Genomic DNA, 19,367 nt, shown 5'->3' on the forward strand with positions numbered 1-19,367 from the left:
GAACGGTCTCAGGTCACCGGGAACCAGGTCCCGGACGCCCATTCCGCGTCGCCCCAGGCCGTTCGCTCGTCGGGCCGTGGGTCGAGCACCAGATCGGTGTCTTCCCGGAAAACGAGCACCGGGCGCAGCTCGGGTCCGTAGGACGGCCATTCGGGGCCGTCCGCGTCGGCGACGCCGTCCCGGATGAAGCGCACCCAGGCGCGGTGGATGAGCAGCGCGGCGCGCTCGCGCTTCGGGTTGACCGCGATGGCCTGGTCGAACAGCGGCATCGGCACCTTCCACGCCATGGTCGTTTCGGTGCCGTGGCCGCCGTCGAGCTGTTCGGGCACGCCGGGCGCGGCGATGTCGATGCGGTAGCGGAAAACGGGCGCGTGCACGGACTGCGCGTCGGCGAGGCGCTGCGTAGGGATGCCGTAGCGCTCGTCGCCCATCGCGGCGATCTTGGCCGCCTTCAGGTCGGGGACGCGGCGGAGGTACGTCTCGAGCAGGTGCGAAGCGCCTTCCCGGCCAAGGATCCCTTCGAGCACACCGGAAGCCGGCGCCGTCGCGACGTCGTCGCCGAGCATCATGGCGTACGTGCTGCCTTCGTTGCTGTTGCAGCCGATCAGCAGCCGGACGCCGGCCGCGCTCCCCCGCCGGATCGGCTCGATCGGCACCTCGGGCAGCACCCGGGGGTGCAGGGTCGGGCGCCAGAGCCAGAGGGCCTGCAGCCCGGTCAGGATCCGTTCCTGCGCCTCGACGAACTCCTTGGCGGGCAACGCGCGCAACGCGTCCACGTCGTGGCAGCCGACCTCGTCGAGGAGCCGCCGGGCCAGCGCGGTGCCGGCTTCCGGCGTCGCCACGTGATCCGCGCCGCCGCTGCTGCTGATGCCCTGGGCGAACAACCCCGCGCTCAGCGGGCTGCCCATCAGGTTCCCGAGGCTCTTCGCGCCCGCCGAAACGCCGTAGACGGTGATCCGCGCCGGATCGCCGCCGAACGCGGAAACGTTGCGGCGCACCCACTTGAGCGCTTCGATCTGATCGAGCAGGCCGCACACGCCGGCGTCCGCTTCGGACTCGCCGAAGATCCCGGCGAGGTGCAGGAAGCCGAGCGAGCCGAGCCGGTAGTTGATCGTGACCACGACGATCCCGGCGCGCGCGAACTCCTCGCCGTCGCCCAGCTGCTCGCCGTGGCCGACGCGATAACCACCGCCGTGCAGCCAGAACAAAACGGGCCAGCCGCCGTCGGGCGCGGGCCCTTCCGGCGTGCAGACGTTGAGGTACAGGCAGTCCTCGTCGCACACCGACGACGGGTTCAGCGGGTCCGGCGCCTGCATCGCGTGCGGCCCGTACTCCGTCGCGACGTGCACGCCGCCGGACAGCGCGGGCGGCCGCGGCGCCCGCCACCGCAGCTCGCCGACCGGCGGGCGGGCGTACGGGATCCCGCGCCAGACGCGGACGCCGTCACCCGCCAGCCCCACCAGCGCCCCGAGCTCGGTCGTGACCGTCGGGACGGACGCCATCAGAGCGAAGCCTGCTCGACCGTCGGCAGGCAGACCTCGAACCGCGTGTTCCCGGGCTCCGACTCGACGCGCAGGTCGCCCTGGTGCCGTTCGACGACGATCTTCCACGAGATGTCCAGGCCGAGCCCGGTGCCTTCGCCGACCGGCTTCGTGGTGAAGAACGGCTCGAAGATCCGCGGCTTGATGTCGGCGGGGATGCCCGGGCCGGTGTCGCCGATCTCGACGCGGATCTGCTCGTTCTGGCCCCAGGTGCGCAGGATGAGCGTGCCCTCGCCCTTCATCGCGCCGATGGCGTTGTCGATGATGTTCGTCCAGACCTGGTTCAGCTCGCCCGGGTACGCGGGGATCTTCGGCAGGCTGCGGTCGTACTCCTTGACGACGCGGAGGCCGCCGATCTTGCCCGACAGCATGACCAGCGTGGAGTCGAGGCCGTCGTGGACGTCGACCCACTGGTGCGGCGCCCGGTCCATCTGGGAGTACTGCTTGGCCTTGCCGACCAGCGCCGAGATGCGCGTGGTCGAGTCCTCGATCTCGCCCATCAGCATCTCGGTCTCGAGGGCGTAGGCGAGCCAGCGGACGGCGCCGTCGATGAAGGTGTCGCCGACCTGCTCCAGCACGTGGTCCAGGTCGGACGTGGTAAGCCCGGCGCGGACGTAGATGTCGGCGAGGTCCCAGCCGCCGTCGATGCCGCGGTCGTCGAACCAGCCGGTGATCTCGTCCTCGCGGTCGGCCTGCTGCATCGCGGTCAGCTTCGGCGCCTGCGCGACCTGCTTGACCAGGCGTTCCTGGACGTCGATGAGCTGGTAGAGCAGCTCCGGGTCGATGTCCTTCTTCGCCAGGAAGGCCAGCTTGTGCCGCATGCCGGCGACGCGCTCGCGCAGGGACGCGGTGGCTCGGACGGCCGCGGCCGCGGGGTTGTTCAGCTCGTGCGTCAGCCCCGCGGACAGCTCGCCGAGGGCGAGCAGGCGGCGGCGCGAGCCGATCACGGTGTCGCTGTTGCGCCAGCCGAGGTACATGCCTTCGAGGAGGTGCGTCGCCATCGGGAACCACTTGCGGAACTCGACGGAGAACTCCTTCGACGGCAGCGCGAGCAGCGTGACGTCGGACAGCGCGCGCACGGTGGCGCCGTACGTGTGCTCGGCCTCCTGGTGGACGAAGAACTGCGTCGCGCCGAAGTAGGCACCGCGCTGGTCGGACCGGTTGGTCTCGACCTCGGTGCCGCTGACCAGGCGGGTCATCCGGATGGCGCCGTTCAGGAGGACGTAGAAGCAGGTCGCTTCGCCGCCTTCGCTGATGACGGTGGAGTCGCCGTCGTACTCCTCGAGCACGGCGTTGGCGGCCACCCAGTCGAGCTGTTCTTCGGAAAGGTGTTCGAACAGGAAGAGCCCGCGAAGCTCTTCCCGCGGCAGTGCGCTCATTCCTGCACCCCTGTTTTGTCGGTGGTCGGGGCTACGTTCGCCGCATGTCCCGCTTTCGCCTGACACCCACAGCCGAACAGGAGGCCCGGCTGCTCGTCCACTGCGCCCACGCTCGGTTCGTCTGGAACCTCGCCGTGGAGCAGCACTCCCACTGGCGGCCCGGACGGCCGCTCCCTCCAGGTTACGTCGACCAGGCACGGCAGCTGACCGAGATCCGCGCCGAACACCCTTGGTTGCGCGAGGGCTCGGTCACCGTGCAGCAGCAAGCGCTGCGCGACTTCGCCCAAGCCGTGCGGAACTTCTTCGGCGGCACGCACGGCAAGCCGACATGGCGCCGCGCGGCGGTCCACCAGGGTTTCCGGCAGGTTGCCGTCCGGCCCGAACACGTGCGCAAGCTCAACCGGCGCCGGGGTGCGGCGTGGATTCCCAAGGTGGGCTGGGTCCGCTTCCACTGGTCGCGGCGCCCGCCCGCGGCGGCCAAGTCCTACCGGGTCACCCGCGACGGCACCGGCCGATGGCACATCGCGTTCGCCGCCGTTCCCGCGGCGATTCCGGCGCCCGGCGATGGCGGGGTGATCGGCATCGACCGCGGTGTGGCGGTGTCCGCCGCGTTGTCGACCGGCGAGCTCCTGCGCTGCCCCGGCCTGTCCCGCGTGGAGCGGGCACGCGCTCGCCGGTTGCGGCGGCGGCTCGCCCGGGCCGCCCGTGGATCGCACCGGCGCGCCCGGCTGGTGCGTGCGGTCGCTCGGCTCACGGCTCGTGAGTCCGCCCGCCGGAAGGACTGGGTGGAGAAGGTGACGACGCGGCTCGCCCGCGAATTCGACCTGATCCGGGTCGAAGACCTGCGCATCACCGACATGACCAGGTCGGCGAGGGGCAATGTCGGCTCGCCGGGACGGCGGGTGCGCCAGAAATCCGGTCTGAACCGGGCGATCCTGGCCCAAGGATGGGGTTTGCTCGTCTCGCGCCTGGCGGACAAGGCGCCTGGCCGGGTCGAGAAGGTCCCCGCCGCGTTCACGTCGCAGCGCTGTTCGGCCTGCGGGCACGTGGCGCCGGAATCCCGCGAGAGCCAAGCGGTGTTCCGGTGCGTCGCGTGCGGGCACCACGACAACGCCGACGTGAACGCGGCCCGGAACATCGCCGCCGGACGGGCGGTGGCTGCGCGGGGAGGCGGGACAGCGGTCCGGCCGGTGAACCGCGAACCTCGGCGACCGGTCCCCGCGGCCGGCAGCCGGAATCCCCCGGTCGGCTGACTGCGGGGAGGACGTCAATGTTCCTCCAGGTACCGGTGTACCAGCGTCACGGCCATCGCGCCTTCGCCGACCGCGGAGGCCACCCGCTTGACCGACTGGGATCGCACGTCGCCGGCCACGAACACGCCGGGGATGGACGACTCGAGGTAGTGCGGATCACGGTCGAGGGGCCAGCCGGGTGGGCGCTGGCCGGCGGTCAGCAGGTCCGGGCCGGTGCGGACGAAGCCGTGGTCGTCGCGGTGGATCGCTTCGCCGAGCCAGTCGGTGCGGGGCGCCGCGCCGATGAAGATGAACAGGTGGCCGGAGTCGACGACCTCGGTGACGCCGTTCTCGCACAGCGTCAGTCGCTCCAGGTGGCCGTCGCCGTGGGCCTGCTTGACCGTGGTGTGCGTGCGGACGTGGATGTTCTCGATGCCGGCGATCTGCTCGATCAGGTAGTGCGACATCGACGCCTCCAGCGAGGCGCCGCGCACCAGGATCGTGACGTCGCTGGCGTGCCGGGAGAAGAACACCGCGGCCTGGCCCGCCGAGTTGGCGCCGCCGACGATGTAGACGTGCTCGCCCTTGCACTCGGGTGCCTCGGTCGCGGCCGAGCCGTAGTAGACGCCGCGGCCGGTGAGCTCCTCGATGCCGTCGGCCTCCAGTGCCCGGTAGGTGACGCCGCTGGCGAGGATCACCGAATGCGCGGCGATCTCGCTGCCGTCGCCGAACGTGATCACCCGCTGCGAACCGCGCGCTTCCAGGCCCACGACGTCGCGGGCGGTCAGCACCTCGGCGCCGAACTTCTGCGCCTGGCGCCGCGCCCGGTCGGTCAGCTGCGCGCCGGAGACGCCGTCGGGGAAGCCGAGGTAGTTCTCGATGCGCGAGCTGGTGCCGGCCTGGCCGCCGGTCGCTTTCTTCTCGACGAGCACGGTCCGCAGGCCCTCGGACGCCCCGTAGACGGCGGCGCCGAGCCCCGCGGGTCCGCCGCCGATCACGACGAGGTCGTAGAACTCCTGGGCCGGGCGGGTCGACAAGCCGACCGCGTCGGCGATCTCGCCGCCGGTCGGGTTCTTGAGGACGGTGCCGTCCGGCGTGACGACCACCGGGATGTCGTCCCGGCTGGCGTCGGCGGCCTGCAGGATCCGGCCGCCTTCGTCGTCCTCGACCGAGTACCAGCGGTACGGGACGGCGTTGCGCGCGAGGAAGTCCCGCAGGTGGAACGACGGCGAGCTGTACCGGTGGCCGATCAGCTTGACCTCTTCGACCGGCTTGTCGCCGACCGCGCGCCACGTCTCGACCAGCGCGTCGATCACCGGGTAGAGCTTCTCCTCCGGCGGGTCCCACGGCTTGAGCAGGTAGTGGTCGACGTCGACGACGTTGATCGCCTGGATCGCGGCGTCGGTGTCGGCGTAGGCGGTCAGCAGGGCGCGGCGGGCGTGCGGGAACAGGTCCATCGCCTTCTCGAGGAAGGCGATCCCGTCCATCTGCGGCATCCGGTAGTCGGCGAGGATGGCCGCGACGGCGTCGCCGCGCAGCTTGATCTCGCGCAGCGCGTCGAGGGCGTCCGGGCCGGAGTCGGCGCGGATGACGCGGTAGTCCTTGCCGTAGCGGCGCCGCAGGTCACGGGCGACCGAGCGGGACACGGCGGGATCGTCGTCGACGGTCATCAGGATCGGCTGGCTCACGCCTTGCAGCCTACGGCGCCCCGCGGTCGGCTGGGGAGGACCGCCGTTTCGGCACCTGGACCCGCTCCAGGTCCGCGGCCACGACGATCTCGCCGTCGAACTCGGCTTCCGCTTCGGCCAGGAACCGCTCCGGCTCGGGGTAGCGCTGCGAGAAGTGGGTCAGCACGAGTTGCCGGACCCCGGACTCGGCGGCGACGCGCGCGGCCTGCTGCGCGGTCAGGTGCCCGAAGTCACGGGCGAGGTGGGTGTCCTCGGCGAGGAAGGTCGACTCGATCACGAGCGTGTCGGCGTTCTCGGCGAGCGCGTAGACGCCGTCGCAGAGCCGGGTGTCCATCACGAACGCGAACCGCTGGCCGGGCCGGGGCGTGCTGACGTCGGTCAGCGCCACGCCGTTCAGGTGGCCTTCGCGCTGGAGCCGGGCGATGTCGGGGCCCGCGATGCCGTGTTCCGCCAGCTTCCCGGGCAGCATGGTGCGGCCGTCGGGCTCGGTCAGGCGGTAGCCGAACGCTTCGACGGGGTGGCTCAGGCGACGCGCCTCCAGGGTGAACTTCCCGGTGGCGATCGGGCCGTCCGCGGCGATCGGGAGTTCGCGCAGGTCGGCCTGCTCGTAGAACGACGTCGCGTGGCGCAGGCGTTCGAAGTAGTGCGCGCCGGACGCCGGGAAGTGGGCGTGGACGGGGTGCCGGACCTTGTCGAGGGACAGCCGCTGGATCACCCCGGGCAGGCCGAGGCTGTGGTCGCCGTGGAAGTGCGTGACGCAGATCCGCGTGATGTCGGTGGCGGCCACGCCCGCCCGGAGCATCTGGCGCTGGGTGCCTTCGCCGGGGTCGAAGAGGATGCCCTCGCCGTCCCAGCGCAGGAGGTAGCCGTTCTGGTTGCGCAGGCGCGTGGGCACCTGGCTCGCGGTGCCCAGCACCACCAGTTCGCGGGTCGACACCCCCGCGACGCTACTCAGCCGGCGAGTTTCCGGAGCCGGAACGCCAGAACCAGGAGCACGATCCCGTAGATCAGCGCGTAGATGCCGACGAGGAGCGCGATGCCGTACGCGCCGGCGATCGGGTTGATCACGATGAGGATCCCGGCGAGCACGGAGATCGCGCCGGCCAGGATGAGGAAGGCCTCGCCCCGGATCTGCTTGCGCAGGCGGATCGCCGCGGCGATCTCGGCGACGCCGGTGATGATCGCCCAGAACCCGACCAGCAGGGCGAGCAGGAGAACGGTGATGCCGGGCCAGACCAGGACGAGGATCCCGGCGACGACGCCGAGCACGCCGAGGACGCCGTAAGCCACCCGGTGCCCGGTGTCGCCCGGGCGGAAGGCCTGCATGAGGCCGCCGACGCCGTCGATGATCGCGTACACGCCGTAGAGGATCGCCAGGACGAGCACGGTGGCGCCCGGCCAGATCAGCGCGAAGAGCCCGAAGAGCACGGCGAACGCACCGCGGACGGCCACCAGCGGCCAGGCTTTGCGCGGTTCGACGACGGAGAACGCTGCGAACGAGGTCATCTGCCGCTCCCGGATCGGTTGGGGACCCTCAGTATCGCGACGATTACCCCCGTCCGGCTCTTCGAACACCCCGTTCGGGCGATCCACCCAGGACCGGCGTGCGCCGCGGCCGCCACCACGGCGCACGCCGGTTGCTCAGGGGTAACTCACCAGGTTGACGGCCTTGGTGCCGGACGGCGTCGCCGGACCGGTGTTGTTGATCACGTGCGTGATCGTGCCCTGGTAGTTGAGCGACACGGTCACCATGTCGAAGAACCGGACCCCCGCCGTGTTCGGCGCCTCGTACGCGTGCGCGCTGGCCACGGACGGGTTGGTGCTGAAGTAGCAGTAGCTGCCCAGGCCCCACGCTTCGTGACTGGTGACGCCCGGGCTCACCTTGTAGGCGGAGAAGCCCGGCGTGGACCCGTTCATCCAGCTCGCCTGGTCCGGCACGTCGTAGGGCATCTCGTTCTGGAAGAAGTACGTCCGGCCGCCGTTGCCGTTCCAGACGACCTGCGTCTTCTGGTAGTGCTCGACGAACAGGCCGTACATCGTCACGTCGTCGCCGTTGACGATGAGCCCGGTGTCGGCGGTGTTGGTGGTCCAGCCGACGTACTCGTTGCGGTCGGCGTGGTCGGCGCGCCAGATCCACATGTGGTCGCCGATCACGTTGCTGCTGTTGACGACCAGGCTGTTCGTCGCCTTGCCGACGGCGGCGCCGCCGATCCGGAAGAACACGTCGTGCAGCGACGTCGGGTCGGCCGCGTGGTTCGCGCTCGAGCCGGCCGGGCCGACCTGCATGAGCGTGGCCGAGTTCGTCGTCCCGGCGTCGATCAGCAGGCCGGCGAGCTTCACGCCGTCGACGTCGTCCACGGTCATCGCGGTGATGCCGTTGTCCGGGACCAGCGTGGCGATGCCGAGCCCGAGCACGACGGTGTCCGGCCGGGTGACGCGCAGTGTCTGGTTCAGGTGGTAGACCCCGGGCGTGACCAGCAGGTTCTTGCCGGCGGCGAGCGCGGCGTTCATGTCGGCCGCGGTGGCGCCGGGCTTGGCGATGTAGAACTGGTCGATCGAGATCGACGTGCCCGGCGCGGCGCCGTTCGCCCAGCTCGTGCCGGACGCGTTCGTCTTCACGCTCGGCACGAACACCTGGTACCTGCCCGCGCCGTCGATGTAGAGGAACGGCTTCTCGCGCGTGACGGGCGTCTGGGCGACCGTCGTGTACGGCGGAGTCGGGAAGGTGTTGGCCGGAGCGCCCTGGACGCCCGCGAAGACCATGTTCCAGTTCGAGCCGTTCCAGCTGCCGAACTGCGAGTTGCGGGAGATCCACTGCTGCTGCGAACCGGAGCGGACCTGGCCGTCGATCTTGGTGTCGGAGATCCAGCCGCCGCTGGCCCAGCCGCCGTCGTCGAGCTGCAGGTCACCGCGGACGTGCATGCGGCGGTACGGCGCGGCCTGGCTGACCGCCCACCGGTCGGCGCCGCCGGACGGCGTCACGGACAGGTTTTCCGCGCCCCGCCAGAAGTTCTGGGTGGCGTTCTGCGGCGGGAACCAGTCGGCCTCGACGTGCACGGCGCCGTTGACGGTGACCGCGTCCGGGCTCAGCCCGAGACCGAGGACCTGCGTGTAGAAGCCGACGTTGACGTCGTTGGCGTAGGTGCCCGGCTTGAACATCACGGCGTAGCGCTGGCTGCCGAACTGATTGCGTTCCTGCTGGCTGAAGATGCTGTTCAGCCGGCTCTGGATGGTCGAGGCCGGCATCGACGGGTCGAAGATCACGACGTTCGGCCCGAAGTCCGGCTGGCCCGGCTGGCTGGTGTTCACGGGGGCCAGCATGAAGGACTGCGCGGCGGTGCCGTTGCAGGCGTACTGCTGGAGCTGGACGGAGTCGGCGGTCGAAGCACCGGGGACGTCGAGGCACTTGCCGCTGTTGCGGCTGACGAAGTGGTACCGGCCGTTGCCTTCGTCGACGGCCTGCCACTGCTGGTTGGCCCCGTTCGAATAGGACCACAGCTGGACGAGCCCCCCATCGGCGGTGGAGACATCCGTGACATCCCAGGCGGCGGCCGGGTTGGTGCGGGCGTTGACCCGGAAGTAGCCGTCCCCGGTCGACTGGAACTGCCACTGCTGCGAGGTGGTCTGGTTGCAGGAGTACTGCTGGACGACGGTCCCATTGCCGGTACCGGCGGCCCGCGCGTCCACGCACTTCCCGCTGTTGGCGGCGGTCACGGTGTACCAGCCGTCGGGGGTGATGGCAGCATCGGCCGGTCTGGCGACCACCGCGCTCCCGACCAGGACCAACGCCGCACCGAGCAGCGTCGTCACCCTCTTCATGCGAAACCTCCTCCACCGCGTCCGCGGCGTCCATCGAGCAGGAAACGACAGAGGCGTGCCCGGTCTGGGTAGACGCGGCGTAACGGGCGGGGACCTCGGCGTCACAACCGCGCAAAATGTAACGGCGGCCACACCGGGAGTCAATACACGACTAAAAATAAGGTGTGAAACTGCAGGTCAGCGGGCTGGGGTGGATGTGGGGACCCCCGTGGTCGGGTCCTGTCGGGGGTCGTGTACGGTACTCACATACGAGATGCGGAGTTCACCTTCGCCTCGGGGCTATGGCGCAGCTGGTAGCGCACCTCACTGGCAGTGAGGGGGTCAGGGGTTCGAGTCCCCTTAGCTCCACAGTGACGAAACACCGCCCACCGGATCAGAAGATCCAGGTCGGGCGGTTTTTTCGTTGTACCGGATCTTGAGTTTCGTCAAGAAGAAGTTCAGCTACCGGCTAGTAGCTGGGGCAAAACTGGGGCACCGGCCCGAAGGCGGCGAAATGGGGTCACGAAAAGTGCCCCAGCAGCGTCCCCCGGACAGGTGGACGCCAAAGGTACTTTGCGCGCACCGACGTGCCACCGGCGGCAAGCTCAGCTCTGTCGCCGAGTCTCGTCACGAAGCGGTTCGCCGCCCATCACCGCAGTCCTGTCTCCTCCGATGCGGCTGGACGGAGTTAGCAGCGACCACGACCCGTCGCTCACTGCGAGGCAGCCATGCAGACCGACGATGAAGCCCTGCGGCAATCCGACCCCGTAGCGCTCGAGCTACCGAGCCACTCCCCGCCCGCCAACTCCTCCACCGACGAAGCGAGCCGACTTCTCTACACGCCGGCAGCCGCGGCCGAGCGGCTGACTGTCGGCGAGTCCTGGCTCCGCCGCAAAGCCGGCCAGCGCCTCATTCCCTGCACCTATGTCGGCAAGCACCTGCGATTCACCGAAGACGACCTCCGCACCATAGTCGCCGCCGGCCACCGCGGACCGCGCAACCGCGACCAGACCAGCCGCCCCGGACGCCGACGTCGCACCCGTCGCTGACACCCGTTCCGGTACCACGACGAGGTTCTTCGCCGAACACGCTTCCTCTCTGTCGCCTATGGAGCGGTCCTGGACACGCACCACCACGCGACCCCCTCACCACAGCGCAGGAGATCACCGTGCCCTGGACCGAACCCGCCGGCGACGACACCTGGCGAGTCCGCTACCGCCGCGCCGACGGCACCAAAGGCGCCATCTCCGGCTTCGCCGACGCCACCGCCGCCGAGGACCACATCAGCACGATGCTCCACGAGCAACGCGCCGGAACCTGGATCGACCCGGAAGACGGCCGTACAACTGTGGCCGAATTCGCTCCTGCCTGGCTCGACTCCCTCGACATCGACCAACGCACTGAAGAGAACTACCGCAGCTTCCTCAAAGTCCATATTCTTCCCCGCTGGGGCACCGCCGGCTTCGGCGAACTCACCAACCTCGGCATCCGCACCTGGGAGAAGAAGCTCCGCGCTTCCGGGCTGGCCAAGACGACGGTCGACAGCATCATCAAGTGCTTCTCGCTCCTGCTCTCCGACGCCGTACCGGAGAAGCTGGTCGCCGCCAACCCCCTCGTCGCTCGCCGCCGCGGACGTCGTCGTCGCACTCAGCGCACCCCGCGCAAGATCTGGGGCGAGCCAGCCGAGGTACTCCACGTCGCCGACCAGGTCGCCCTCAAATACGGGGCGTGCGGAGCGGTCCTCGTCATCACCGGCGGGTGGACCGGAGCCCGCTGGGGCGAGCTCACCGGGCTGGACCGCAGCAACGTCCACCTTTACGACGACGACACGGGCTCCATCTACCTCGATCCTGACATTGGCGCCCTCCACGAACCTTGCAGCGGGCCGCTCTACCTTGGCCACCTCAAAACCGACGAGTCCGAACGCACCATCAGCCTGCCCCCGTTCCTCGTCCGGTTGTTGCGCTGGCACCTGACTACCCACAACCACCAGCAGGTCTTCGTCACCCCGAACCTCGAATGGCACCGACGCAGCAACTTCTCCCGCCGCGCCTTCCGCCCCGCCGCCGACGGCAACCTCCACATCGCCAACCCGGCCATCCGCCTCCAACCAGTAAAGCCAGGCCTCACCTTCCACGGCCTCCGCCACAGCCACAAAACCTGGATGATCGACGACGGCATCCCCGAAATCGCCCAAGCCCTCCGCCTCGGCCACGTCCTCCAAGACAAAGTCCAAGAGACCTACTCACACGTCGCCGCTGCAGTCGAGCAACGCCTCCTTGAAGGTCTGCAAGCCCGATGGGACAAGGCAGTAGCCGACTCCAAGACCTGTACCGAAGACGCTCGCTGGCGCGTCTACGCGTGAAAACTTAAGAAGTGGACCTCCGGGAAACCCACTACGACACGAGCGTGCAGGTCAGGGCACTTGAAGCGCTGGTCCGGCGGTTGCCCGATACAGTCATCCCCACCCGACCAGCCTAAGCGGCAACGCGCAAGGCAGCTTAGCGATCGGCCGGTCGACCTGCTGATCGAGTCCTACGAGGCCGCCGCCCCGTGTACAACCCCGCCGAGCGATTCATGATCAATCGGAAGACCGTTAAGTGGCATCTTGCACCGCACCGGCGTACAAGTCCGAGGACGATTGACCGCGGAGCAGGTCGATAAGGCAGCGCACCTCTATGCGGCCGGCTGGTGGCTCACCTGAATCGGCACCAACTAGACACGACAGCCAATACGGTCAAAGCGCGCCTCTTGGAACGCGGTGTACCGATACGGGATACCCAAGGGCGGGCACAGTAAGAGCCAGCCTGACCCTGTAGCAACCTTAGACAATATAGAATGGCTAAACAAATCGATCAGCCAACACGAACTCCAAATGTCAAGCCGATCACTTACACAGGTAGTCCCAGCAAAACACCACCTCACCCATAGCTAATGTGCATGAAGAAGAGTCAACGCTCGCTCAACAATCTCTCCACGAAGACGAATATCAGTGATCGCCTTCATGACCTCCTCCGCGGCTTGTTCAAATTTAATATGCCAATCGCGGCATTCCCGACGCCATTCATCAATGACATTTTCAATAACATTACCAACCGGGACAGAAATCTCCTTCAGGTCAGGATCCTGCAGCAAGGCACCGCGAATGAAGACTGCACCACTGGGATCGTCCGCCGTAGCAACGACCCTCTTGCCGCTAAAAACCTGCGTGCTAGTGAACAAGTCATCGCCAACTGTAATTTGTCCATCAAGAGGCCCATCAACCAAGATGGTTGCCGCCATGGCGCCAGTGGGAACAAACCGGCGCGGATCAGGGAATGGACTTATGCGAGCGGCAATACGGGCGGCGTAGGCATCGACGTTTGCTCCACCCCTGATAGTCTTCGTGCGCGCAATCTTCTCTTCGGACACAGACTCGCGCCGCTCGGATCGTTCGGCTGCAGCCGCCCGCAAGGCACGTTCAATAGTCAACCGATCTCGAGACGGCTTGCTCGAGCCAATCAGTTTCATGACAATCTCTTCAAAGGTCACTCGAGCGGCGTCGGCGAGCGACTCGAGACTATCTATAGACTGCTCCGTGCTTATAGGTGCGAAAGCAGCCGAAAGCTCGGACAGCTGATCACCATGAATCTTTTCGGGGTTTAAGACAAGCAACCCTTCCCAATCTGGAATCTTAACCTCAAGCACGCCCTGACCGAGCTGCGTCCTGCCGCGAAGCTCCAACTGATACCAAGTCAGCGCTGAGTTCAGGCTCATCAGCAGCACGTCGACGTACTCGACATTTACTGGATCAACCAAGTATAATTTGTCAATCACCACCGCCTCTTCTTGCTCCAAGACGGACGCAATGTAACGCCGACCAATGTGCTCAGGCACAACAATACGGCGAGGAGCGGAAGGTGGAATTCCAAGGCTGTACCAGTATGGCTTCCGAATCCGGATATTTGACCGTTTTGCAGGAATCCCTCCCTTGAGGGAATCCTCTGACACATTGTACGAAACGGTCTCGCCTCGCCGAAGATACGCCAACGCACCGTTCGCTCGCTTCAAACGAAGCTCGTCAACACTTTCATTGACGACAAACAGTCTCTGATCCGACTCCTCGATTTCATAGGGAGACCTCAGCATTTCCGGTCCCTTGACCAGAGGATGAAGATACTCCAACTCAATTCGGAAAGGAGTTGACTTCCCGTCCATTACGACCCGCACCTGATGCCAGTCATTCCGCGTCAAGTTGAACCGTCGTGGCACCTGATCGAACGGCAGCTCACGCACAATAAAGTAAGCATTTGCCCTTGTTACAACCCCACCCTTGACACGTGAAACTGAATGCAAGGGCACGAGCATTCCGGAAGCTTGAGCACGGTCAAGCAAAGTTCTAACGTCAGGCTTTTCGCGCAGAAGCTGTCCCCATCGAACCGACGTCCGACCTACTCGTCGATACGCGTGGCGCGTTTCAAGCGCTGCCAGTCTGGAGGATACATTTCCAGTCACTCTTCCTCCTCCGCGTCCACGCCATCATACGCATCCGATGGAATAAAGCTCATGCCACCATCTTCGCCCTGTCGCACGACATTGACGACCAAACGAGGGTCTGCCTCGCCGTGCAAAGAACCAAGAATGGTGTCAACTAAATCCTCAACCGACTGGCGCCGCTGGCGGCTACTCGGCTCGTCAAGCAGTTGAACCAACGGTTTGCGAAGTCGCACGAATCGGATTTCATTATTGATTCGAGCATCTTCATCGCTGCACCGTTCCAACATCAGGAGAACCGTATTGGTGTCCGCGTCTGGAAACCAGCGCTCAACCATCGAATCGACAACCGCGCGAATCCTGTAGTGCTTACTCATAAAGCGGATCAATGGAATGCCATAGTCGGAAAACAGAACAGCCGACGAGACCACGAAGCCGAGCCGACCACCCTCCCTCAGAAATCCGGTGGCATACACGATGAACCACGCGTAGGCGTCGCTTTTGCCGGAGAACTTGGGAAGCTTGATCTCCTGAGGCATGCGCACGAGCGCACTTATCATACGCTCTTGATTGGTTTGACGCCGGTACGAAATGTATGGCGGATTCCCAATCACGGCATCAAATTCCGCCGGTATTGCGAGTTTGCCAGGAACGCCAGGTATCTCTAGGTCTGTGGATTTTCCGGGGCGCACATCAAAGAAGTCTTTCAACATCACCCTGGGATACGCAGCCGGCTCAGATGTATCGGCAGTGGCCAGTGATATCGTACTAAGCTCCGCCGCGAACGCTGTGATCTCTGCCCCCCATGTGTCAGAGAGCGCTTCGTCATGGTTGGCGCCAAGATCACGCTTACGATAGTAAGCCGCCCTGAGAAAGCTGCCGCCGCCTGCAGATGGGTCGATTACGACATCCGTAGAGCTCCGGACAGAAAAGGCGACCAAGATATCGACGACGTCTTCGCGGGTGTAAAACTGACCCAACTCGTGACGAAACTCATCATCGACAATTACCTCATACAGTAGCCCAACCAAGTTTTGAGAAATCGCAACCCAAGAGGCGTCGTAAACCCTGGAGACAAGCCTGTTCCAGACCTCTCCTACCTGACAGTTCTGGATCTCTTCCGCGCCTTCCGGCGAAATAAATACGGTATCAATTACAGGATTGGGAAGAAAAGCGGTCTCATAGTCACCCGAACGCGCAATTGCATGCGCAGATGCTCTAGCCAGCGCCTCCCGCACTGCGAGCGGATCGCTCGAGCGTTTCGGTACTTCAAGACTGTCTAGCGTGAACGACTCACGATGCCTTGGTCCAGCATCTTCAAGAACTCGGTAGAGGATGATCTTCTGGGCTGCAACGAATATTCCGAACCGAAGAATCTGTAGAAGTTCACTCCTGAACTGCGCAGGATACTCGGGCCTAAGGGCAGTGCTAAGACCAAAGGTATTTGCGACCTCGTCACGAATCTCATCAAGCTTATCCGGCAAATCGGAGAGGTGTGAAACGGCGCGATCAATAGCTTCGTCCGCTACTTCATAAATGCTGTCACGTAGCGATATGACATCAGCGTTGGTAACACTGGGTCGAGTCCGCTTGACCGCAGAAAGACGGGCCTCGAGGTCATCAAGAAATTTGTTCCAATTTTCAGCTATCTGGTCCCAGTATGGCTCGACCTCACGCGAATGCGAGATCGGGGCCAACTGATACGATACCTCTTCACGGTCGTCAGCCCTCGGGTGGGCAGATACGGAAAATAGGACGACTTCCGCCATATTGCACGTAAAATAGTAAGGAAGGCCCCGCGCGAGCGCCTTACGCCGCGCATCATCGACTAGATTCGGATTGCGCGGGTCGCGACCTTCGGCATGCTCAGGACGCTTCATTTCGCCGCTAGCCAACTTACGCCCAGTCGGACTACTGAGACGAATGTCGCATCGGCGAACACGCCCCTGAGAATCGACTTGCCGTTCTTCGACGTCACCACGGGCGATGACCGAAGGTTTTCCTGCTTGCTTCCTATGGTCTGCTCGCAGGGCCGTAACCGCTCCAAGACGGGCAACGAAAGTAAGCTCGTTCATTCCAGGAGTCGGCATCGTATCCTTGTTTCACTATCGGGATCGCATTGCAGCATCTGATGTTCAGTGGCACGACAGCAGCAGCTTCACAGGAGCCATCTGCCTAGATACACGCATACTTCGGCGACAGCTGACCGAACCACCTGCGTGTTGCGCCGTCATCACTCCCGCTTCCAGTCGCCGTCAGCTCCCGCTCGATCCTAGCTACTCGTCACGCGAGCATCCACAGCAGCGCTTCATCTGGCAGTCACGAGGCCACACGCCGACAGTTGCACACTCAGCGTCCCGGCAGTGTAGCACTGTGTCACTGTCATGGTCTTCTCACAGCCGAGTGAGCCGTGGTGAAGACTAGATCGGTGAACGCGTACATCCCGGAGCCGGTGTGGGAGCTGTCAGGGTGGTCTGCCTGGGTCCCACTAGCTGTCGCCAGCAAGGTAGCCCCCACGCAGCCGGGCGTGTACATCGCTTCGGAGGGTCTTGACGGTCCGGTCATCTATGTCGGTACAGCTGGGCAACGCGGCGGTCAGGGACTCCGCGGGCGACTTGACTTACACATGAGAAGTAAAGCGTTTGCCACCGGGCTCGGCGAAGCGATACTCGACCGTGCCCTCGCCGACCCGGTGTGGCTGACTGAGCGACTGAAGGAAGTCCAGCGTAGAAATCCTCGGCCAGCAGCTGATTGGGGTCTGCTCGCAATGCAACGTGCCGACGTACATGTTTGCTGGTCTGTTACCACCAATGGTACAGATGCCGCGCGGTTGCAGTTGATTGTAAATTCCATGATACCGCAGTTGTCACGGCGAAATGATTAGTTCTCAGAAGATCAACGGTACTGACGACGCTGTGCCTCGAGAATGTCGGCGCGCACTTGCTCCGGCAGCTCGGCGACGAAGACCTCGATGCGCTGGTCGCGCAGTGCGGCAGCCGCCCAAGCTCGACCGCTCCGGAAGGGCTTGGCGGCGGCCTCATCGGAGAAGCACAAAATCAGCCTCGGCCGCACCGGGAGCGTCGACGCAAACCAGCTGAGCTTGAAAGCGTCAGCCAGCACCTTGTGCCGCTGCGCGGACTTCGGCGGGCCTTGATGCGCCCATGCCTCAACCAGTACGGTGCAGGCGTCGTCGACACCGTCGATCTCGACCCGGACGCCACCCTGTGTCGCGATCGGACGCGGCGTCAGCTTCAACCCGAGCTCGCGCGCCACGGAGGCGATCATCAGCGCTTCCGCGGCTCGCTGTTCAACGCTCGAACCCGGCGGAACCTCGATCGAGTCGCCAAGAACGAGCTCGGCCGTAGCCGGCGCGTATGCGACTCGAGCATCTGGCTGCGGCACCCAAAGAGCGTTGACCAGCTTTCCGGACCCTCCGGTATATCGCTGAAGCCGCCCATCGGCGGCAAGCCGCCGGCAGATCTGGTTGACGGTCTGTCGCTGGGCAACACCGAGCCGCTGAGCGAGCTCATCGTCATCCCACGGCCGCCCACTGATTCGGAGGGTCTCAAGGATGCGTTCCGCGATCGTCCCAGACCTCGTCATTGGACGTCTCCGTTCAGCTCCTCGACGTACTGCTCGGCGTCCTTCGCGGCCTTGGCGAGGCTACGGAGGCGGCCATCGAAGTGCTGGTGTAGTGCGGTTGCCCGCTCGACGCTCCACTTGACTGCCTGCTGCCTGACGTCTTCGCCAGCTGTTTCGAGCTCGAATCCGGCCAGGTAGGTCGCGATGCGGCTGCTGCGGTTCTCGTCAAGCCGGTCCCAGTTCAGCTCGTACCCGACCAGCTGCTCCATCGACTCACGGTTGGCCGCGAGCTCGTCGAATATTTGCTTGGTCGACGACTCACTGCCGGTGTCAAGATGGATCTCGACACGATAGCCTTGTTTGGTGAAGCTCAAGCCGTAGTAACCGAATGGTCCAGAGGCGAAGCTGCACCAACTGGCTGCTTGCAGCTTTGGCGCACGAATCGCCGGGTAGGTCGTCGCCATCAGGTCGAAGACGTCCTCGAAGAAGGCCATACGCTGCTGGTTCTTAGGCGAGGCCACCGCCTTGGACGTCTCTTTCGCCGCCTTTGCCCAGTCGTTAGGCTCGACAACGACATCCAGCACGGGCGCGCGCGGTGAATCGCCGATGTGGACGACGCTGACTTCGATCCCGAAGGCCCGGACGTCGGCGTCGGTGCGCTCGTTGAGCCAGATGAGGGCGCTCCGGTGCTCCTCCCGTAGGCGCGTCGTGATCCAGATGGCGGTCGACGCTCCAAGTCCGCTGGCGTAGACGAGCAGCTGGCCGAGGTGCGAGTGGTCACTCAGCTCAAGCTGGTTCTCGATAATGACGTTCTTGCCGTCCGGGTCGGTCGCATGGATGTCGACACGGAAGTCGCCAACCAACACCTCCTGGCCCACGACGGTGAGGGGTAGGCCGATCGCATCACTGAGCACATCGATGTTCGCGGCTAGCCAGGGAGTGAAGTCGCCGGCCTCGTGCTTCCAGATGTCGCGAGGGTTCGCGAGTCGTTCGAGCCGACCGAGGCCGTATGCGTCTGTCCCCATCACCAAGAGCTAGCATGTTGCGCCTTCTGAGCGCTACGTTCGGCAGAAGTTCCCGAGGTGCCCGCTCAACACGTCGGACAGCGTCAACACGCGTCTCCACGAAAGACGGTCCATATGACGATGCCTGCACTCGATGTCATCGAGGAATTCGCGACCTGGTCGCCGTGGGTGCCATTTACGTCGGCGCGCGAGACTGCACCTCGCCTTCCAGGGGTCTATCTGGCGCGGGAAGGTGTCGCAGGAGAACTCGTCTACGTCGGTATGGCCGGCGAGCGGCGCGGTCAGGGCATTCGCGGACGTATGACCATCTACGCTCGCGGCAAGGCACTGGCCAGCGGACTCGGCGAAGCAGTCTTCGACCGGGCGCTCGCTGATCCTGCATGGCTACGCGACCGGCTCAAGGAGGCCGAGCAGGGCTGCGCACGGCGCGCAGCACGCTGGGGCATACTCGCGTTCGAGCGTGCTGACCTGCACATCTGCTGGACAGTGACGTCCGATGGCACTGCCGCACGGTCGCTCGAGAAGCGAGTCCTCGTCGCCCTCAAGAATCACACGCTTTGGAACCGCATAAAGTAGCTGCGACAGCGCATCCAAGCGGTGTCCGAGAGCTGGGCGTCGTTCCCATGGGTCATTGCATGAGCAATTGTCT

At 65.3% G+C, this 19,367-nt stretch carries 14 protein-coding genes and 1 tRNA gene; 5 read left to right on the plus strand and 10 right to left on the minus strand.

Annotated features, from left to right (window positions below; all coding sequences use genetic code 11):
• Positions 1–8: 8 nt before the first annotated feature.
• Both EIY87_RS21715 and EIY87_RS21720 read right to left on the minus strand, forming a co-directional pair.
• Positions 9–1,502 carry a carboxylesterase/lipase family protein gene (locus EIY87_RS21715; protein WP_125311102.1) on the minus strand — a complete coding sequence of 498 codons (1,494 nt, stop codon included), beginning with the start codon at positions 1,500–1,502 and terminating at the stop codon, positions 9–11.
• Positions 1,502–2,920, minus strand: coding sequence for an ATP-binding protein (locus tag EIY87_RS21720; RefSeq protein WP_125311104.1), 1,419 nt, complete (start codon positions 2,918–2,920; stop codon positions 1,502–1,504). The genes EIY87_RS21715 and EIY87_RS21720 overlap by 1 nt, the downstream gene beginning before the upstream one ends.
• A gap of 44 nt (positions 2,921–2,964) precedes the next feature.
• On the opposite strand from EIY87_RS21720, the gene EIY87_RS21725 reads away from it, so the two are divergent.
• Positions 2,965–4,173, plus strand: a complete 1,209-nt coding sequence (locus tag EIY87_RS21725; RefSeq protein ID WP_125311106.1) for an RNA-guided endonuclease InsQ/TnpB family protein — start codon at positions 2,965–2,967, stop codon at positions 4,171–4,173.
• A 14-nt stretch (positions 4,174–4,187) separates the two neighbouring features.
• Here the strand turns inward: EIY87_RS21725 and EIY87_RS21730 are convergent, their stop codons facing one another.
• The 4 genes from EIY87_RS21730 to EIY87_RS21745 all read right to left on the minus strand — a co-directional run bounded on the left by EIY87_RS21730 (position 4,188) and on the right by EIY87_RS21745 (position 9,659).
• Complete coding sequence (locus EIY87_RS21730) at positions 4,188–5,840, minus strand: response regulator (RefSeq protein WP_125311108.1); 1,653 nt, start codon at positions 5,838–5,840, stop codon at positions 4,188–4,190.
• Positions 5,841–5,850: 10 nt separating this feature from the next.
• Positions 5,851–6,777: a ribonuclease Z gene (locus EIY87_RS21735; RefSeq protein ID WP_125311110.1), complete on the minus strand. Its 927-nt coding sequence runs from the start codon at positions 6,775–6,777 to the stop codon at positions 5,851–5,853.
• 14 nt (positions 6,778–6,791) lie between these two features.
• Positions 6,792–7,346, minus strand: coding sequence for an HdeD family acid-resistance protein (locus EIY87_RS21740; protein ID WP_125311112.1), 555 nt, complete (start codon positions 7,344–7,346; stop codon positions 6,792–6,794).
• 135 nt (positions 7,347–7,481) lie between these two features.
• Positions 7,482–9,659 (minus strand): RICIN domain-containing protein, encoded by a 2,178-nt coding sequence (locus EIY87_RS21745; protein WP_225439971.1) that lies wholly within the window; start codon positions 9,657–9,659, stop codon positions 7,482–7,484.
• 275 nt (positions 9,660–9,934) lie between these two features.
• Between EIY87_RS21745 and EIY87_RS21750 the strand changes: the two genes are divergently transcribed.
• From EIY87_RS21750 to EIY87_RS21760, 3 genes are all read left to right on the plus strand, one after another.
• Positions 9,935–10,007 (plus strand) — tRNA-Ala (locus EIY87_RS21750).
• Between the two features lie 359 nt (positions 10,008–10,366).
• Positions 10,367–10,687, plus strand: coding sequence for a helix-turn-helix domain-containing protein (locus EIY87_RS21755; protein WP_125311114.1), 321 nt, complete (start codon positions 10,367–10,369; stop codon positions 10,685–10,687).
• Positions 10,688–10,806: 119 nt separating this feature from the next.
• Entirely contained in the window at positions 10,807–12,003 is a 1,197-nt protein-coding gene (locus tag EIY87_RS21760) for a tyrosine-type recombinase/integrase (protein WP_125311116.1), read from the plus strand.
• Positions 12,004–12,569: 566 nt separating this feature from the next.
• Here the strand turns inward: EIY87_RS21760 and EIY87_RS21770 are convergent.
• From EIY87_RS21770 to EIY87_RS21785, 4 genes are all read right to left on the minus strand, one after another.
• A complete protein-coding gene (locus EIY87_RS21770) occupies positions 12,570–13,985 on the minus strand; it encodes a hypothetical protein (protein ID WP_125311118.1) in 1,416 nt (471 codons plus the stop codon).
• Between the two features lie 143 nt (positions 13,986–14,128).
• Entirely contained in the window at positions 14,129–15,991 is a 1,863-nt protein-coding gene (locus tag EIY87_RS21775) for an HsdM family class I SAM-dependent methyltransferase (RefSeq protein ID WP_158641325.1), read from the minus strand.
• A gap of 1,015 nt (positions 15,992–17,006) precedes the next feature.
• On the minus strand, positions 17,007–17,714 hold the full coding sequence (locus EIY87_RS21780) for a hypothetical protein (protein ID WP_125311122.1): 708 nt from the start codon (positions 17,712–17,714) through the stop codon (positions 17,007–17,009).
• Positions 17,711–18,718 carry a DUF4268 domain-containing protein gene (locus EIY87_RS21785; RefSeq protein WP_125311124.1) on the minus strand — a complete coding sequence of 336 codons (1,008 nt, stop codon included), beginning with the start codon at positions 18,716–18,718 and terminating at the stop codon, positions 17,711–17,713. Before EIY87_RS21785 ends, EIY87_RS21780 begins: the two co-directional genes overlap by 4 nt.
• A gap of 114 nt (positions 18,719–18,832) precedes the next feature.
• Between EIY87_RS21785 and EIY87_RS21790 the strand changes: the two genes are divergently transcribed.
• Positions 18,833–19,294, plus strand: a complete 462-nt coding sequence (locus tag EIY87_RS21790; RefSeq protein ID WP_191984212.1) for a hypothetical protein — start codon at positions 18,833–18,835, stop codon at positions 19,292–19,294.
• The last annotated feature ends 73 nt before the right edge of the window (positions 19,295–19,367 follow it).

The sequence above is a fragment of the Amycolatopsis eburnea genome (genome assembly GCF_003937945.1).
Classification (GTDB): Bacteria; Actinomycetota; Actinomycetes; order Mycobacteriales; family Pseudonocardiaceae; genus Amycolatopsis; species Amycolatopsis eburnea.

Bases quoted from the DNA above. Each gene is read 5' to 3' on its own strand.
- EIY87_RS21715 (WP_125311102.1), bottom strand. From the start codon at position 1,502: ATGGCGTCCGTCCCGACGGTCACGACCGAGCTCGGGGCGCTGGTGGGG.
- EIY87_RS21720 (WP_125311104.1), bottom strand. From the start codon at position 2,920: ATGAGCGCACTGCCGCGGGAAGAGCTTCGCGGGCTCTTCCTGTTCGAA.
- EIY87_RS21725 (WP_125311106.1), top strand. From the start codon at position 2,965: ATGTCCCGCTTTCGCCTGACACCCACAGCCGAACAGGAGGCCCGGCTG.
- EIY87_RS21740 (WP_125311112.1), bottom strand. From the start codon at position 7,346: ATGACCTCGTTCGCAGCGTTCTCCGTCGTCGAACCGCGCAAAGCCTGG.
- EIY87_RS21745 (WP_225439971.1), bottom strand. From the start codon at position 9,659: ATGAAGAGGGTGACGACGCTGCTCGGTGCGGCGTTGGTCCTGGTCGGG.
- EIY87_RS21755 (WP_125311114.1), top strand. From the start codon at position 10,367: ATGCAGACCGACGATGAAGCCCTGCGGCAATCCGACCCCGTAGCGCTC.
- EIY87_RS21770 (WP_125311118.1), bottom strand. From the start codon at position 13,985: ATGCTCGTGCCCTTGCATTCAGTTTCACGTGTCAAGGGTGGGGTTGTA.
- EIY87_RS21775 (WP_158641325.1), bottom strand. From the start codon at position 15,991: ATGAAGCGTCCTGAGCATGCCGAAGGTCGCGACCCGCGCAATCCGAAT.
- EIY87_RS21780 (WP_125311122.1), bottom strand. From the start codon at position 17,714: ATGACGAGGTCTGGGACGATCGCGGAACGCATCCTTGAGACCCTCCGA.
- EIY87_RS21785 (WP_125311124.1), bottom strand. From the start codon at position 18,718: ATGGGGACAGACGCATACGGCCTCGGTCGGCTCGAACGACTCGCGAAC.
- EIY87_RS21790 (WP_191984212.1), top strand. From the start codon at position 18,833: ATGACGATGCCTGCACTCGATGTCATCGAGGAATTCGCGACCTGGTCG.